Consider the following 15,985-nt stretch of genomic DNA (forward strand, 5'->3'; position numbering starts at 1 on the left):
AGCGGTCGGCCCCATGTTAAATCGGCGTAATATCGTGCCGATTCATCGTGTTCGGTTAATGCGCAAAGACGAATCAGAGTTCGCGCAGAACGGGCGCTGCTTTCTGCCCGAGAATCCGCCAAGTACCGATCAGGCCGATACCGACCGTCAAAATCAGGGCGATAATCAGCGTGGAGAAGGCGACGTCGGGCAGGAAGGCCGACGGCAGGCGCATGATGCGGCTGACGATATACCAGGCGGAGGCGGAGCCGGCGATGAGCGCGAAGATGGCGGTAGCGGCGCCCAGGATCAGATATTCGTAGCTGAAGGCGCGGATCAATGTTGCACGCGTCGCACCGAGCGTCTTGAGGATGACGGCATCATGCGTGCGGGCACGGTTGCCGGCGGCGAGTGCCCCCGCCAGCACCAGTACGGATGCAATCAACGCCACTGAAGCGGCGGAGCGGATGGCCGTTGCCAGCTGTCCGACCAGCGTGTTGACGACATCGAGTGCATCCTTAACGCGGACGCTTGTTATGGTCGGATAGGTATTGGTGACTTTCCTCAGGATCGCCGCTTCCTGCTCCGATGTGGCGGAGGTATCCGTCAGAGTGGCGAGCCAGGCGTGCGGTGCGCCCTTGAAGGTGTTGGGCGAGAAGATCATCACGAAATTGATCGACAGCGACTGCCATTGCACCTTACGGAAGCTGGCGATCTTGGCGGTGACGTTACGGCCAAGCACGTTGACGGTGACCTTGTCGCCGAGTTTCAGGCCGAGCGCCTTGCCTTCCTCTTCGGAAAAGGAGACCAGCGGTTCGCCGCTATAATCCTTGTCCCACCATTTGCCTTCCGTGACCGAGGCGTTTTCCGGCACTGTATCGGCATAGGTGATGCCGCGGTCGCCGCGCAGGACCCATTGACCTGCGGCTGGCACCTTCATCTTGGTGACATCCTCGCCATTGAAGGCGACGATCCGGCCGCGGAGCATCGGCGCCTCGACGAGCTTGCCCTTGGGGTCGATGTCGAGCACGATCTTGCGAAAGCCTTCGAGCTCCGGTCCCTGAATGTCGACGAAGAAGAAGTTGGGTGCCTGTTCGCTCATACGGCCCATCAGCTCGCGGCGCATATTGCCGTCGATCAGCGTCAGGGTGACCAGCAACGCCAGGCCGAGGCCGAGCGAGAGCACGACGGAAGAGGTGAGCGCGCCCGGCCGGTGGATGTTGCCGATCGCCAGGCGCAGGGCGGGGGAGCGCATGCGCGGGCTGCGGCGGGCAAGCCAGGAGAGCAGGGCGGCCACCAGGCGCAGTACGACGAAAGCTCCCGCAATCGAGACGACGAAGACGACTGCGATAAAGCGGTCGTAGGCGGTGACAATCGCTAGGGCTGCCAGGGCCACCATCAATAGGCCGGCGGCGAGCAGATAGGGCCAGCCGGGTAGGCGGCGCGCTTCGAAGCCCTGTTCACGGAACAGCGCGGTTGCCGGCACTTCGCGGGCATGGCCGAGCGGCGGAATGGCAAAGGCAAGCGTCGTCAGCAGGCCGAAGAGGGCGGCCAGCGTCAAGGCTCCGGGATAGAGCGTCGGCGCGGTCGAAATCGGCAGGAATTCGGCCATGAATTGCGATGCGATCATCGGCGCGATCGCACCGAGCACAAGACCGACCACGATACCGGCGAGCGCGATGAGGGCGATCTGGATGAGATAGATCAGTACGACGACGAAGGCGGGCGCCCCCAGGCACTTGAAGGTGGCGATGGTGGTGCGCTTGGAATCGAGAAAGGCGCGCACGGCATTGGCAACGCCGACGCCGCCGACGATGAGCGCCGCCAATCCCACCAGCGTCAGGAACTGCGAGAAGCGGGTGACGTTGTCGGCAAGCTCGGGCGCCGCGCGGCTGCTGGTGCGGATCGACCATCCCGCCTGCGGGAAGGCGCTATTGGCACGATCGCCGATGTTGCGCAGGCCGGCGGCTGGATCGTCCATGCGAATGCGATAGGCCTGCTCGACGAGGCTGCCCGTCGTAATCAGGCCGGCGGCGGTGAGCGCATCGCGGCTTGTGAGCAGGCGAGGGGCGAAGCCGAAGCCTTCGGAGACGGCATCCGGTTCATTTGTGATGGTGCCGGTGATGCGGAGCTTGGCGTTACCCAGCAGCAGATCGCCGCCAACCTTGAGGTTCAGGCGCTCAAGCAGCAACGGCGCCACGACCGCGCCATAGGTTCCATCCTTGGTGGCCAGCAGCGTCGACAGCGGCTGATTGGGATCGGCCTGGAAGCTGCCGTAGAGCGGATAGGCGTCATCCACCGCCTTGACCTCGACCAGGGCCTGATCGGAGCCATCGGGCAGACGGGACATGGAGCGCAGGTTGGTGGAGCGCGAGAGCTTGCCGAGGCCCTGGAGATAGGCCAATTCCTCTGATGTCGCCTCGCGATTGCGCAGCTCGAAGCGCACGTCCCCGGCCAGCAGGGATTGCCCCTGCGTCGAGATCGCGTCGGTGATCGAACGGGAAACGGAATTGACGGCGGCGATGGCGCCGGTGCCAAGCGCAATGCAGGCGAGGAAGATGTAGAAGCCGCCAAGGCCGCCGCGCAGTTCGCGCATGGCTAAACGGAAGGCGAGCGGCAGGCGCAATCCCGCCACGCTCATGCCATCGCCGCCTGGCTGGCGCGGGTGAGGGCGCTGTCGTTCTCGATTTCGCCGGAGCGGACGCGGATCTGGCGCGAGCAGCGGGCGGCCAGCGCTGGGTCATGGGTGACGAGCAGCATGGTCGTGCCACGTTCGACCTGCTGGGCGAAGAGCAGGTCGGCGATCTGCCGGCCGGTATCGGTGTCGAGATTGCCTGTCGGTTCGTCGGCGATCAGGACGGCGGGCGAAGGCGCCAGCGCGCGGGCGATTGCCACGCGCTGCTGCTCGCCGCCGGAAAGCTGGCCGGGATAGTGATTGAGCCGCTCGCCCAGTCCCACCGCTTCCAGCTCTCGCCGCGCGATATCGAAGGCATCTCTGTTGTTGGCAAGCTCCAGCGGCACCGCGACATTTTCGAGCGCCGTCATGTTGGCAATCAGGTGGAAGGACTGGAAGACGATGCCGATATTGCGGCCGCGGAAATCGGCGATGCGATCTTCGCTGAGGCTATGCAAGGGCGTGTCGCGGATCACAAGTTCGCCGCTGTCGAGCTTTTCGAGGCCGGCCAGCACCATGAGCAAGGTCGACTTGCCGGAACCGGAGGGGCCGACGATGCCGACGGCCTCGCCTTCCATGATCGTGAGATCGATGCCCTTCAGCACATGGACGGATGCGGCGGCGTTGCCGAGCGTCAAATCCGCCTTCTTCAGCTCGATGATGGTTTTTGCCAATGCGAACGCCCTATATATCAGAGAACATCAGAGATAGTGGCGGGCGCGACTGGCCCGAGCAGCGAATTTAGGGAATGGATCATGGGTTTTAAAGTTGCTGCGCTTCAATTCGCTGTCATCACTTTCAGTCTTTTGTTTGGCGCGGTTCATGGCGCCGATGCACGGACCATCCAGCTCGTTGGTTTCGGCGACAGCTTGATGGCGGGCTATCAGCTGCCGCCCGGCGACGGATTTCCCGCCAAGCTCGAGGCGGCGCTGAAGGCCAAGGGGCTCGATATTGCCGTTGCCGATGCCGGCGTTTCCGGCGATACGACATCGGGCGGGCTCTCGCGTATCGACTGGTCGGTGCCCGACGGAACGGATGGTGTCATCCTCGAACTCGGCGCCAACGACGCGCTGCGCGGCATTCCGCCGGAGCAGACGGAAAAGAACCTCGAGACGATGATCGAACGGTTGAAGGACAGAAAGATCCCGATCCTTCTCGTCGGCATGCTGGCGCCGCCGAACATGGGGGGCGACTACGCCGATAAATTCAACCCGATCTACAAGCGGCTGGCCGACAAATACCAGCTCGCGCTCTATCCGTTCTTCCTCGATGGCGTGGCAACGCACGCGGATTTGCAGCTGTCCGATGGGATGCATCCGAACCCTAAAGGGGTCGATGTGATGGTCGAGCATATGTTGCCGGCTGTTATGAGTTTTGTAGGGATGATTGACGCAGGTGCGAAATAGATGCTTGCACCGACTGCAAATGCGTGATTCCCTACCTATACCTGCAAGAGATTCGGGGAGTGCTCGTCATGCCGAGACTTTTTACCGCCCTCGAAATTCCGCGCAATGCGGCCATGAGCCTGTCATTGTTGCGCGGTGGTCTCCCGGGAGCCAGGTGGATCGACGTTGAAAATTATCACATCACTTTGCGCTTCATCGGCGATGTCGATGGCCGCACGGCGGATGAGATCGTCGACCGGCTGGACCGGATAGATCGACCTGAATTCCAGCTTCGGCTGGAGGGCATCGGTTCCTTTGGCTCCAAGAAACCGCATTCGGTTTGGGCCGGGGTCTCGCAGACGCCTGACATGTTCGCCCTTCAGGGCGAGATCGAACGCATCTGCCAGCGTATCGGCCTGCAGCCTGACCCCCGTAAATTCACGCCGCATGTCACGCTCGCCAGGCTGAAGTCCTCGCGGGTCGACGATGTCGTGCACTATCTCTCCGGCCGCGGCAATTTCTATACCCAGCCCTTCACGGTCGGACGCTTCGTGCTTCTTTCGTCGCGCGAATCGGTTGGCGGCGGTCCCTATCTCACCGAAGAGATCTTCCCGCTTCACGAGCCGCGCAGCAGCTTGCCGGCCTTGGGCAGCAATGCGCTGCAGCCAGCCAAGAGCATGGTGTAGACAGCCTCGAAATCTTCGCGGTTGCCGTAATAGGGATCGGGAATATCCTTGTTGCTGCCAAGCGCCAGGGCATTGAAGAGATGCAGCTTGCCGAGGGCGTCTGCGGGTGCTGTCTTGCGCAAGTTCTTCAAATTGTCTTGATCCATCGCCAGGATCAGATCGAACCGGCTGAAATCTGATGGTTCGATGCGGCGGGCGCGCTGGGCTGAAATATCGATGCCATGGGCTGCCGCAACCGCAATCGAGCGGCGATCCGGGCGCTCTCCCTGGTGCCAGCCGCCGGTGCCGGCCGAATCGATCTCGAATTCACCGGCGCGGCCGGCGTCATCAGCCAGATGCCTGAATATGCCTTCGGCGAGGGGCGATCGGCAGATATTGCCGGCGCAGACGAAAAGTATCCTGTGGCGATCCATGCTATCGTTTCACCGCTAGAGAGCAATTCCAGGAAAAGTGCGGAGCGTTTTTCCGTCCGGAATTGCGAGGAAATAACAAAGTAGAGCGGTTCGGAGATTCCGTGAAGAGTTGAGCCGTCCTAGAGAGGAGTGACCTGCCATGAAATACGAGAAGCTGGACCGCGCGGCAATCAATGAAAATCTTGCGGAGCTCGGAGGCTGGGCGCTTGCGGCCGACGGGCTTTCGATTTCGAAGACCTTCAAGTTCGGCAACTTCGTCGAGGCTTTTGGCTTTATGACGGAAGCTGCCCTTGCCGCGGAAAAATTCAACCATCATCCGGAGTGGTTCAACGTCTATTCTCGCGTCGAGGTGAAATTGACGACCCACGATGTCGGCGGCTTGACCGACCATGACGTCAAGCTGGCGAAGGCGATGGAGAAGGCGGCCGCGCGCCGGATCGATTGAATCGCGCCAGGCGATCACCATATGTTTACCCGGCTCGGGCGACGGGCCTCGATTGAGGTGAATGGAATGGATGACATCAAGTATGGGGAAATCCTGATGCCTGGTGACGAAGAGACCCAAAAAGAGCAGGAGAAATCGGTGCGCAGAAAATTCTGGCCGACCTTGCGGAAGGCGGCTCGCCATATCCCGTTCTCCCGCGACGTCGTGGCCGCCTTCTATTGTGCGCTCGACCCTCAAACGCCAACCCGCGTTCGCGGCATATTGCTGGCCGCACTCGGCTATTTCGTCATGCCCATCGATATCATCCCCGATTTCTTTGCCGTCATCGGCTATTCGGACGACGTCGCGGTGCTGACGCTCGCCTTCAGCATGATCAGAGGCCATATCCGCCAGGAACACTATGATGCCGCCGACCGGGCTCTGGAGAGCGAGCCCGAGGCGATGAAGACGGCCTGATGGCCGCTTTGTATGGCCGATCGGAATCCTCTCAGCTTTCCAGAGCTTTATGAGGCCCCCCTGATTTTAGCGAGGTCAAATTCTTGCCTGAATCTTTATGTCTTAAATCGAATCCGTTGGGTGGTACTCCACCATCCGGGTTTTCCAATTCCTTCTTGTGCCTTTCAAGCTTCGTGCGATACCTGGGTTGAAATGACACGGTGCCAGTGGCGGGCGGCGCTCCGTTGACGGTTTGGTAACCTGAATAAAGTCAAAATAAGGCAGCTCACGAGCATCGGCGTGCGTCAAACGAATCGCCATGAGCTCTGGACCGCAAGAAATCGGCAGGAAACCATGTTTGTAAAAAGCTTCGCAATCGCCCTCTCGCTCGTTCTGGCCGGAACCGGCATAGCGTCCGCGCAGACCAAGAAGCAGACGCAGGCAGCGGCGCCAGCAGCGCCGGCGGCTCCGACGCGCATTCAGCAGTTCGACGCCTGGGGTGCCTATTCCTACCAGTCCGCCGGCGGCAAGGTATGTTACGTTCTTTCCGTACCGACGGCCAAGGCACCGCCGACGGGTATCGACCATGGCGACAATTTCTTCATCGTGTCCCAGCGTCCTGGCCAGAACATCTCCTATGAGCCGCAGGCGATGATGGGCTATCCCCTCAAGGACAACTCCAAGGTCAACGTCATCATCGACAACAAGACCTTCGTGATGTTCACCAAGGACAAGGCCGCCTGGGTCGAGAATGCCGCGCAGGAGCCGGCACTGGTCGCCGCGCTGAAATCCGGCCACTCGCTGAAGGTTTCGGCGACGTCGAAGAAGGGCACTGCCACCTCCTACACCTATTCTTTGAAGGGTGTGACGGCTGCGCTGAAGCAGATCGAAAACTGCAAATAAGATCGAGGGCCGAAGGATCACGCAAATGTGATCTTCCCGTTGCCGCGACCGCAATGAGCAAGGCCGGTCCAATCGACCGGCCTTTCGTTTTTGAAGGCCAATCTTTGCTTTTGAGGGAAAGGGATGACGCGAGCGGAAATTAATGCTAAAGGCCGCGCCAACGATAGGTGTGCGGCAGATAGCTTGCCCCGCCACCGCATGAATCTTCAGATTTCCGTGCCTTGCCCGCATCCGCAGCTTTCGTCAGCTTTTGCGGCATCGCCGATGTGAACCGTTGGAATGATCCTATGTCCGCCACCGATGTCATAACCCCCTCCCGGCTCAAGCCGATGCCCGTGTCGCAGCCTGTGGAATTATCGCCGAAGCCGTCGCTGATCGGCCTCACGCGCGAAGAGATGGGCGCAGCGCTGAAGGAAAAGGGCGTCGCCGACAAGCAGATCAAGATGCGCGTCAGCCAGCTCTGGAACTGGATCTACGTGCGCGGCGTTTCCGATTTCGACGCCATGGCGAATGTCTCAAAAGACATGCGCGAAATGCTGAAGACGCATTTCACCATCGCGCGCCCCGAAATCGTCGAGGAGCAGGTCTCCAATGACGGCACCCGCAAATGGCTGCTGCGCTTTCCGCCGCGCGGCGCCGGCCGGCCTGTCGAGGTCGAGAGCGTCTATATTCCGGAAGAGGGGCGCGGCACGCTCTGCATTTCGAGCCAGGTCGGCTGTTCGCTCACCTGTTCTTTCTGTCACACCGGCACGCAGCGCCTGGTGCGCAACCTGACGGCGGAAGAGATCCTGTCGCAGCTGCTTCTGGCGCGTGACCGGCTCGGCGATTTCCCGGATCGCGAAGCGCCGCAGGGCACGATCATGCCGGCCGAGGGACGCAAGGTCAGCAATATCGTCATGATGGGCATGGGCGAGCCGCTCTACAATTTCGAGAGCGTCAAGACGGCGTTGCTGATTGCCTCGGACGGTGACGGCCTTTCGCTTTCCAAGCGCCGGATCACCCTTTCGACCTCGGGCGTCGTGCCGGAAATCTACCGCACCGGCGATGAGATCGGCGTCATGCTGGCGATCTCGCTGCATGCGGTGCGCGACGATCTGCGCGACATGCTGGTGCCGATCAACAAGAAGTATCCGCTGAAGGAGCTGATGGACGCCTGCCGCGCCTATCCGGGCCTGTCGAATGCGCGCCGCATCACCTTCGAATATGTGATGCTGAAGGGCGTCAACGACAGCCTCGAGGATGCAAAGGGGCTGATCCAGCTTCTGAAGGGCATTCCAGCCAAGATCAACCTGATCCCCTTCAATCCCTGGCCGGGCACGAACTACCAGTGTTCCGACTGGGAGCAGATCGAGAAGTTCGCTGATTTCATCAATTCGGCCGGTTATGCCTCGCCGATCCGCACGCCGCGCGGCCGCGACATTCTCGCTGCCTGCGGTCAGCTGAAGTCGGAATCCGAGCGCATGCGCAAGACGGAGCGGTTGGCATTCGAAGCCATGATGATCGCCAATCACGGCGAGGACTGAGATCGATGCTCCTTGGACTGCGCAAGCCGATACGCCTCCTGTGGGGCTATCTCGCTGCCTGCGCTCTGATGGGCTTCGTGCTTGCCTGCGTTGCCGCCTGGACGGTTCCGGAAACCGCGGCGCCCGAGCTTTTCGTTCTGACCATTGCGCTGACGAAGGTTGCGATGATCGTCAGCATCCTGCCGTCCCTGGTGGTCATTCCGATTTTGGAATGGCGCGCCATGCGCCGATGGTACGGCTATGCAATTTTCGGCGCGACCCTTTCGGCGGTCGCATCCATCCTGATCTCGGGCGGCGTCGAACGGCCGCAGACCCTCAATCTCATCACCATCGCCGTCTGCTTCGCCTTCTTAGGGGCCGGCAGTGCCACTGTCTATTGGTGGATCGCCGGTCGATTTGCCGGGCGATGCCCCATCATCAGCGAGCCTGAGTGAAGAAGATTTTCACCGCGAAAATCGAGAACACGCTGGCAAAGGTGTAATCCAGGCCACGCATCACGCCACGGTTCCTTTGCAGCCAGGACGAAAGACCGTCTGCAGCCAGCACGACGAGCATGTTCACCGGCATGCCGATGACGATGAAGAAGAAGCCGAGGAAGAGCAGCTTGTGCGTGACGGCGGGATCGCCTGATGTAACGAACTGCGGCAAGAAGGTCATGAAGAAGATGATTACCTTCGGGTTCAGCAGGTTTACCCAGAAGCCGTTCGAGATGTTGGCGAAGGGTGTTCCGCCGACAGCATCGACCTTCTTGACCGACAGGCTGGAACCGAAGCGGATCGCCTGGATCGCCAGCCACAGCAGATAGGCAGCGCCGCCGGTCTTCAGTACGGTGAAGGCAACGGGTGAGGCTGTAATCAGCGCAGAAATGCCGAAGGCCACCAGGCAGGTATGGACGACGACGCCGAGGGTAGTGCCGAGCACCACAAAGAGCGCCGCCTTCTTGCCTTGCGCGAGCGCGCGACTGATCGATAGCGTCATGTCGGGACCAGGCGTCATCGCCAGCAACAGGCTCGCTGCCGAGAAGGCCAGAAGGGTCGGCAGGCTGGGTATGAAATCCATGAAAGTTGCTCCGAAAGCCGGATAATAGTGCTTGGCGTTGTCTTATCCGGCTTTCGGCTGATTGCAAATCAATCCTTCTTTTCAAGGAAAGCCTTGAATTGATCGGCATAGTCCGGGTGCCAGCGCGATAGCGGCGGCCGGTTCTCGACGATATCGCCGGCAGCCCAGAGCATGCGGCGCTCGTCGACCGGCCGGGCCACATCATTGTCGGGGCAAAGAATGTAGAAATCGCCACGCTTCAGGCTTTCGACCATGAAGTCGACCGTCTGCTCCGGCGTCCAGGCGCCGGCGGGCTTTTCCTTGCGCTCGCCCTTGGTCAGGCCAGTGAAGACGAAGCCGGGGATGAGGAGGTGGGCCGAAATCTTCGCGCCTTCTGTATTGCGTAGCTCATGCTGCAGCGCTTCGGTGAAGACCTTTACGCCGGCCTTCGAGACATTGTAGGCGGGGTTGCCGGGAGGGGTGGTGATGCCCTGCTTCGAGCCGGTATTGATGATGACACCCGGTTCGCCATGGGCGATCATGCCCGGCCCGAAGGCGCGTGTGCCGTTGATGACGCCAAGCAGGTTGACGCCGAGGATCGCATCCCAGCCCGCCTGGGCGCTGAAGATCGAGGTTTCCGGACCGATGCCGGCATTGTTCATCAGCACATGCACGCGGCCGAAACGTTGCAGGACGGCGCGTTCCAGAGCTTCCAGCGCGTCTTTACTGGCGACATCGGTTTCGATGGCCATGACATGCTCTTCGCCTGCGATCGTCTTGAGTTCCGCGCTCGCTTCGGCCAGCCTGTCACCGCCGAGATCGGCAATGACGACGCTCATGCCGAGCGAGGCGAAGTATTTCGCTGCGGCGAAGCCAATGCCGGATGCGCCTCCGGTGATGACGGCAACATTGGATTTCTTGAAAATGTCTTGAATATCGGTCACGAGCGGCGCCCTCCTCAGGCATTGTTCGGTCGCCGCCGAATATGGTACTTTCGGGAGCCAAGTCAAACCAGTCGGAGGCCCCGCGCGTGACAAAGCATGTGTCCGTAGAAATCGACGAGCAGATGGATGCGTTCATCGGCGAACAGATCAGTCACGGCAACTACGCTTCGCCGAGCGAGGTCATCGACGCTGCGCTGAAATTGCTGCGCAGCCGGGCGGAAAGAGAAGCGATTGCTGCCGCGATCGCCGAGGGTGAAGCCTCAGGGGCGCCGCATGAGTTTGATTTCGAGAGTTTCATCGAAAAGAAGCGAATGCTGCGTAGCCGTTGATGAAAAGATTGATCTTTTCCCCTAAGGCCACGCTCGATATCGATCAAATCTACGATTACACCGAGGAAAAGTGGAGCAGCGAGCAAGCGGAAGGTTATATTTTTGCCATTCGCGATCATTGTGATGCGTTGATAGCCGGAACCGCTCGCGGTCGTGCAATAAACGGCATCAAGCCTGGTTATCTTGCGTTGGCCTCCGGCTCTCATTTCATCGTTTATAAAGACGATGCTCAAACAGTTGCGATCATCCGCATCCTGCATCGGCGGATGAATATTGGTAGCCATCTCTGACCCCATCCTTCGAAGCGTCCCGTTTGTGCTTCCCCTTGCGCCGCACGATAATCTCGCTAAAAGTTCCGCGATACAGCTTTGCGGGCCTTTCCCCTGGTCCGCCTCGAAACGGAACTCATCATGGCATCACATAAAGACGTGAAGAAAGTCGTTCTCGCCTATTCCGGCGGTCTCGACACCTCGATTATCCTGAAATGGCTGCAGACGGAGCTTGGCGCCGAAGTCGTCACCTTCACCGCCGATCTCGGCCAGGGCGAAGAGCTGGAGCCGGCGCGCAAGAAGGCCGAGCTGCTCGGCATCAAGGAAATCTATATCGAGGACGTGCGCGAAGAATTCGTGCGCGATTTCGTCTTCCCGATGTTCCGTGCCAATGCCGTCTATGAAGGCGTCTATCTGCTCGGTACCTCGATCGCCCGTCCGCTGATTTCCAAACATTTGATCGAGATCGCCAAGAAGACGGGCGCCGATGCCATCGCGCATGGCGCGACCGGCAAGGGCAACGACCAGGTTCGCTTCGAATTGTCGGCCTATGCGCTGAATCCGGACATCAAGATCATCGCCCCCTGGCGCGACTGGTCGTTCAAGAGCCGTACCGACCTGCTCGAATTCGCCGAGAAGCACCAGATCCCGGTTGCCAAGGACAAGAAGGGCGAGGCGCCGTTCTCCGTCGACGCCAACCTCTTGCACTCGTCCTCCGAAGGCAAGGTTCTGGAAAACCCGGCCCAGGAAGCGCCAGAATACGTGCACATGCGCACGATTTCTCCGGAAGCCGCTCCGGACAAGGCCACCATCATCAAGATCGGTTTCGAAAAGGGCGATGCCGTTTCGATCAACGGCGAGCGTCTGAGCCCGGCGACACTGCTTGCCAAGCTCAACGATTATGGTCGCGACAACGGCATCGGCCGCCTCGATCTCGTCGAGAACCGTTTCGTCGGCATGAAGTCGCGCGGCGTCTACGAGACCCCCGGCGGCACGATCCTGCTCGCCGCCCATCGCGCCATCGAATCCATCACGCTCGACCGCGGTGCCGCGCACCTCAAGGACGAGCTGATGCCGCGCTATGCCGAGCTGATCTATTACGGCTTCTGGTTCTCGCCGGAACGCGAAATGCTGCAGGCGCTCATCGACAAGAGCCAGGAGCATGTTGAAGGCGAAGTGACGCTGAAGCTTTACAAGGGCAATGTCATGGTCATCGGCCGCGAAAGCCCTAAGTCGCTCTATTCCGACAAGCTCGTCACGTTCGAAGACGACCAGGGCGCCTACGACCAGAAGGATGCGGCCGGCTTCATCAAGCTGAACGCGCTGCGCCTGCGCACGCTCGCCAAGCGCAACCTGTCGAAGTAATTCACGACATGCAGAAAGCCCGCTTCCGATCGCCGGAGGCGGGCTTGCTTTTTCGAGGATGGCGGCCTGGAATTAATCCACCGGCCTCAATTCCCGTTCGACTTCTGCAGGGGCTTCGGCCTTCTGAAGATTGCTGCGAAAAGTGCAGAGCGCATCATGCAGTTGCACTTGAAGACCTTCGTCGAAACCCTGTGTCGCATTGCGTTCGACTTCGCAGACCTCACGGTCGATTTGCCTGAGCTTCGCGTCGGCAGCTTCCGAAAGCACGATCCGCTTGGCGCGGCGGTCGAGCGGATCGGGCTGGCGTTCGATCAGGCCACGTGCCTGCAACTTGTCCAGAAAGGCGCTGACCGTCATCGGCTCCAACCCCATGCGGGAGGCGATGTCGAGCTGGCGACTGCCATTGATGGCGGCAACCTGCATCAGCGTTCGTGCTTCACCCGCCGTCAGCCCGAGCCCGGCGACAAGAATGCGTCGCTCGAAGGCCGCCCTGATCAGTCGGGCGCAATCGCTTACAAGAAAAGCGAGTGAGTCCGTATTAATCCTGCTGTTCATAAGCGCTTCCCTACCTACGCTCTTTGATTTTTGGGGCCCCACTACGTTCTTATTGATTTCATCCCACGAACACAACGGCCTCCTGGAACTTAAAACGGCCAGCTGCTTGACCGGGTTCCACAGATTGCTACTCTCGCGCGATCACCAGCGGGATCACTCATCATGACGCAATCGCTCGTTGTCGGCGCCTTCCTCGCCGCGCTTTTCTACGTGCTCATTCCCGGCCCTGCCTTTCTGGCTTTGCTCGGCATAGGTGCCGGCCAGGGCCGCAAGGCGGGTGCATTCTTCGTCAGCGGCCATTTGTTCGGCGATCTCGTCTGGTCGACGCTGGCCTTGGTCGCCATCGTCGGCGCTAAGACCATCGGCACCTTCGTCTTCGATCTGCTCGGTTTGCTGTGCGGCTTTTATCTCGCCTGGATCGGCTGGAGTGCCGTGACCGCCAAGCCGAAGGGTGACGGCAAGGCGCTCGTCAATGTCGACCGTCCCTTCCGCCGCGGCCTGATTTTCGGCGTTACCAATCCCAAGGGATATCCTGTTGCGCTGGCGACATTCACGGCCCTTGTTGCGGGCTCCGCCGGTGCGTTGACCTTCAGCGCTCTGCCGTTGTTGCTTGTGGTCTCTTTTGCCGGCTTCATAACCGCCGACCTTATTCTCATCAGCATCATTGGAGCCGGCGCGGTGCGGCGTTTCTATCGTGCGCACGAACGGCTGATCGTGCGCTGTTCCGGCGTGCTTTTCATGGGTTTTGCGGCGCAGGCGCTTTGGCACGCCACGCCCGGCCTGCTTGGCTGGCGCAAGGCCTGACCTCGCCGCATCAATTTGTTCGCCCCTCGCCATACCAATTCGGCGAGGCTAGCCTTATATCGTGCTTCGGTCAGATGTCTGTCGAAAGGATGCCTCGCATGTCTTCCCAAACCGCCGTCAATCCTGCGCTCACCGAATGGACCGGACATCAGGGGCTGCCGCGTTTCGATGCAGTGAAGGATAAGGATTTTGCACCTGCCTTCGACGCCGCGCTTGCCTCGCATGAGGCTGAGATCGATGCGATCGCCGGCAACAGCGAGGCACCGACCTTCGCCAATACCGTGACCGCGCTCGAAATCGCCGGCGATGAACTCTCGCGCATCTCCGCGCTCTTCTGGAACAAGGCCGGCGCGCACACGAACGAGACGATCCAGGCGCTGGAGCGCGAGATCGCGCCGAAGATGTCGCGGCATTATTCGAAGATCGGCACGAATGCGGCACTGTTTGCCCGCCTCGACGCGCTCTGGGAAGGCCGCGAAACCCTCGGGCTGACGCTGGAGCAAACGCGGGTGCTGGAACGGCACTGGAAGGGCTTCGTCAAGTCGGGCGCCAAGCTGCCGAAGGCGGAGCAGGAGCAGCTTTCGGCGATCAACGAAAAGCTTGCCGGCCTCGGCGCGCAATTCGGCCAGAATGTGCTGGCGGATGAGAAGAGCTGGGTGCTGCTTCTGTCGGAAGAAGCGGATCTTGCCGGCCTTCCCGACTATCTGCGCGAGGCGATGGCCGCAGCGGCGCGCGAACGCGGCGAAGAGGGCAAATATGCCGTCACGCTGTCGCGCTCGATCATCGAGCCCTTCCTGACGTCTTCCGAACGCCGCGATCTGCGCGAGCAGGCCTTCAACGCCTGGGTGGCGCGCGGTGCCAATGGCGGCAAGACCGACAACCGCGAGATCATCCGCGAAACGCTGGCGCTGCGGGCGGAAAAGGCAAAGCTGCTCGGCTATGCCAACTTCGCCGAGCTCAAGCTCGACAACACCATGGCGAAGACGCCGGTAGCCGTGAACGATCTCCTGATGACCGTGTGGGCGAAGGCGGCAGCTCGCGCAGCAGACGAAGAAAAGGATATTGCGGCGCTCATCGCCGAAGAAGGCCGCAATCACGAGGTCATGCCCTGGGATTGGCGGCACTATGCCGAGAAGATCAGGACGCGGAAATTCGATTTCTCCGAAACCGAGCTGAAGCCCTATCTGCAGCTCGAAAAGATCATCGCCGCCTGCTTCGATGTCGCCGGCCGCCTCTTCGGCATCAAGGCCATCGAGCGGAAGGGCATTCCCGCCTATCATCCCGATGTGCGCGTCTTCGAGATCCGCGACCGTTTCGACAAGCTGGTCGCCTTGTTCCTCGGCGATTATTTCGCCCGCAGCTCGAAGCGTTCCGGCGCCTGGATGAGCTCGTTCCAGTCGCAGCACAAGCTGCCGCTGAAGAATGGCGAAATCGGCGAGCTGCCGATCATCTATAATGTCTGCAACTTCGCCAAGCCGGCGGAAGGCCGGCCGGCTCTGCTGTCGCTCGATGATGCCCGTACGCTCTTCCACGAGTTCGGCCATGCGCTGCATGGCATGCTCTCGAACGTCACCTATCCCTCCGTTTCGGGCACCGGCGTTTCCCGCGATTTCGTCGAGCTGCCGTCGCAGCTTTACGAGCATTGGCTGACGGTGCCCGCCATCCTCAAGCAATATGCCGTTCACTACGAGACCGGTGCGCCGATCCCGCAGGCGTTGCTCGACAAGGTGCTGGCGGCGCGCACCTTCAATGCCGGCTTCAACACAGTCGAGTTTACCTCCTCGGCGCTGGTCGACATGGCCTTCCATACCCGCGGCGCTGTCGAAGATCCGATGGCGGTGCAGGGGGAAGTGCTTCATGAGATCGGCATGCCGAAATCGATCGTCATGCGCCATGCGACGCCGCATTTCCAGCATGTCTTCTCCGGCGACGGCTATTCGGCCGGTTATTATTCCTACATGTGGTCGGAAGTGCTCGACGCCGATGCTTTCGCCGCCTTCGAGGAAACCGGCGACGCCTTCAACCCGGACATGGCGACACGACTGAAAGGCAATATCTACTCCGTCGGCGGCTCGATCGATCCGGAAGACGCCTACAAGGCTTTCCGCGGCAAGCTGCCGAGCCCGGATGCGATGCTGAAGAAGAAGGGGCTGGCGGCTTGATCCTTGCTTTCGGCATGTCGCAAAGTCGGTCGCGGATGCTTAATTTCCGCGATTGATCTTTGCGGCAGTGGCTGCT

At 60.5% G+C, this 15,985-nt stretch carries 18 protein-coding genes; 12 read left to right on the forward strand and 6 right to left on the reverse strand.

The genetic code is table 11. The features are described from left to right. Positions 1-73 precede the first annotated feature (73 nt). Both GA0061103_RS28595 and GA0061103_RS28600 read right to left on the reverse strand, forming a co-directional pair. Positions 74-2,620, reverse strand: coding sequence for an ABC transporter permease (locus GA0061103_RS28595; protein WP_092717353.1), 2,547 nt, complete (start codon positions 2,618-2,620; stop codon positions 74-76). Then, positions 2,617-3,327: an ABC transporter ATP-binding protein gene (locus tag GA0061103_RS28600; protein WP_092717356.1), complete on the reverse strand. Its 711-nt coding sequence runs from the start codon at positions 3,325-3,327 to the stop codon at positions 2,617-2,619. Before GA0061103_RS28600 ends, GA0061103_RS28595 begins: the two co-directional genes overlap by 4 nt. Positions 3,328-3,408: 81 nt before the next feature. Between GA0061103_RS28600 and GA0061103_RS28605 the strand changes: the two genes are divergently transcribed. Continuing rightward, positions 3,409-4,059 carry an arylesterase gene (locus GA0061103_RS28605; protein WP_092717358.1) on the forward strand — a complete coding sequence of 217 codons (651 nt, stop codon included), beginning with the start codon at positions 3,409-3,411 and terminating at the stop codon, positions 4,057-4,059. A gap of 68 nt (positions 4,060-4,127) precedes the next feature. Continuing rightward, entirely contained in the window at positions 4,128-4,724 is a 597-nt protein-coding gene (gene thpR / locus GA0061103_RS28610) for an RNA 2',3'-cyclic phosphodiesterase (RefSeq protein ID WP_092717361.1), read from the forward strand. On the opposite strand, the gene GA0061103_RS28615 is transcribed toward thpR, so the two are convergent. Then, on the reverse strand, positions 4,655-5,137 hold the full coding sequence (locus GA0061103_RS28615; protein ID WP_092717364.1) for a low molecular weight protein-tyrosine-phosphatase: 483 nt from the start codon (positions 5,135-5,137) through the stop codon (positions 4,655-4,657). The genes thpR and GA0061103_RS28615 overlap by 70 nt on opposite strands. A 139-nt stretch (positions 5,138-5,276) precedes the next feature. Between GA0061103_RS28615 and GA0061103_RS28620 the strand changes: the two genes are divergently transcribed. The 5 genes from GA0061103_RS28620 (at position 5,277) to GA0061103_RS28640 (ending at position 8,877) form a co-directional block, all read left to right on the forward strand. Continuing rightward, entirely contained in the window at positions 5,277-5,582 is a 306-nt protein-coding gene (locus GA0061103_RS28620) for a 4a-hydroxytetrahydrobiopterin dehydratase (protein ID WP_092717366.1), read from the forward strand. A 66-nt stretch (positions 5,583-5,648) separates the two neighbouring features. Then, positions 5,649-6,038 carry a YkvA family protein gene (locus tag GA0061103_RS28625; RefSeq protein ID WP_092717369.1) on the forward strand — a complete coding sequence of 130 codons (390 nt, stop codon included), beginning with the start codon at positions 5,649-5,651 and terminating at the stop codon, positions 6,036-6,038. 333 nt (positions 6,039-6,371) lie between these two features. Further along, complete coding sequence (locus GA0061103_RS28630) at positions 6,372-6,920, forward strand: invasion associated locus B family protein (protein WP_092717372.1); 549 nt, start codon at positions 6,372-6,374, stop codon at positions 6,918-6,920. Positions 6,921-7,207: 287 nt separating this feature from the next. Continuing rightward, complete coding sequence (gene rlmN, locus GA0061103_RS28635; RefSeq protein ID WP_092717375.1) at positions 7,208-8,443, forward strand: dual-specificity RNA methyltransferase RlmN; 1,236 nt, start codon at positions 7,208-7,210, stop codon at positions 8,441-8,443. 5 nt (positions 8,444-8,448) lie between these two features. Beyond that, positions 8,449-8,877 carry a hypothetical protein gene (locus tag GA0061103_RS28640; protein ID WP_092717378.1) on the forward strand — a complete coding sequence of 143 codons (429 nt, stop codon included), beginning with the start codon at positions 8,449-8,451 and terminating at the stop codon, positions 8,875-8,877. Here GA0061103_RS28640 and GA0061103_RS28645 read toward each other — a convergent pair. Then, positions 8,861-9,502: a LysE family translocator gene (locus GA0061103_RS28645; RefSeq protein WP_092717380.1), complete on the reverse strand. Its 642-nt coding sequence runs from the start codon at positions 9,500-9,502 to the stop codon at positions 8,861-8,863. The two genes, GA0061103_RS28640 and GA0061103_RS28645, sit on opposite strands and share 17 nt — an antisense overlap. 68 nt (positions 9,503-9,570) lie before the next feature. Then, positions 9,571-10,425 (reverse strand): SDR family NAD(P)-dependent oxidoreductase, encoded by an 855-nt coding sequence (locus GA0061103_RS28650; RefSeq protein ID WP_092717383.1) that lies wholly within the window; start codon positions 10,423-10,425, stop codon positions 9,571-9,573. Between the two features lie 86 nt (positions 10,426-10,511). On the opposite strand from GA0061103_RS28650, the gene GA0061103_RS28655 reads away from it, so the two are divergent. From GA0061103_RS28655 to GA0061103_RS28665, 3 genes are all read left to right on the forward strand, one after another. Beyond that, entirely contained in the window at positions 10,512-10,754 is a 243-nt protein-coding gene (locus GA0061103_RS28655) for a type II toxin-antitoxin system ParD family antitoxin (protein WP_092717385.1), read from the forward strand. Then, positions 10,754-11,044 carry a type II toxin-antitoxin system RelE/ParE family toxin gene (locus GA0061103_RS28660; protein ID WP_092717388.1) on the forward strand — a complete coding sequence of 97 codons (291 nt, stop codon included), beginning with the start codon at positions 10,754-10,756 and terminating at the stop codon, positions 11,042-11,044. Before GA0061103_RS28655 ends, GA0061103_RS28660 begins: the two co-directional genes overlap by 1 nt. Positions 11,045-11,164: 120 nt before the next feature. Beyond that, a complete protein-coding gene (locus tag GA0061103_RS28665) occupies positions 11,165-12,388 on the forward strand; it encodes an argininosuccinate synthase (RefSeq protein WP_092717891.1) in 1,224 nt (407 codons plus the stop codon). Between the two features lie 72 nt (positions 12,389-12,460). Here the strand turns inward: GA0061103_RS28665 and GA0061103_RS28670 are convergent, their stop codons facing one another. Continuing rightward, positions 12,461-12,943, reverse strand: a complete 483-nt coding sequence (locus GA0061103_RS28670; protein ID WP_092717391.1) for a MarR family winged helix-turn-helix transcriptional regulator — start codon at positions 12,941-12,943, stop codon at positions 12,461-12,463. A gap of 162 nt (positions 12,944-13,105) precedes the next feature. On the opposite strand from GA0061103_RS28670, the gene GA0061103_RS28675 reads away from it, so the two are divergent. Together GA0061103_RS28675 and GA0061103_RS28680 are read left to right on the forward strand one after the other, a co-directional pair. Then, entirely contained in the window at positions 13,106-13,747 is a 642-nt protein-coding gene (locus tag GA0061103_RS28675) for a LysE family translocator (RefSeq protein WP_092717394.1), read from the forward strand. 98 nt (positions 13,748-13,845) lie between these two features. Next, positions 13,846-15,909: a M3 family metallopeptidase gene (locus GA0061103_RS28680; protein ID WP_092717397.1), complete on the forward strand. Its 2,064-nt coding sequence runs from the start codon at positions 13,846-13,848 to the stop codon at positions 15,907-15,909. Positions 15,910-15,985 lie beyond the last annotated feature (76 nt).

Source organism: Martinezella multihospitum (assembly GCF_900094585.1).
GTDB classification, from domain to species: Bacteria; Pseudomonadota; Alphaproteobacteria; order Rhizobiales; family Rhizobiaceae; genus Rhizobium; species Rhizobium multihospitium.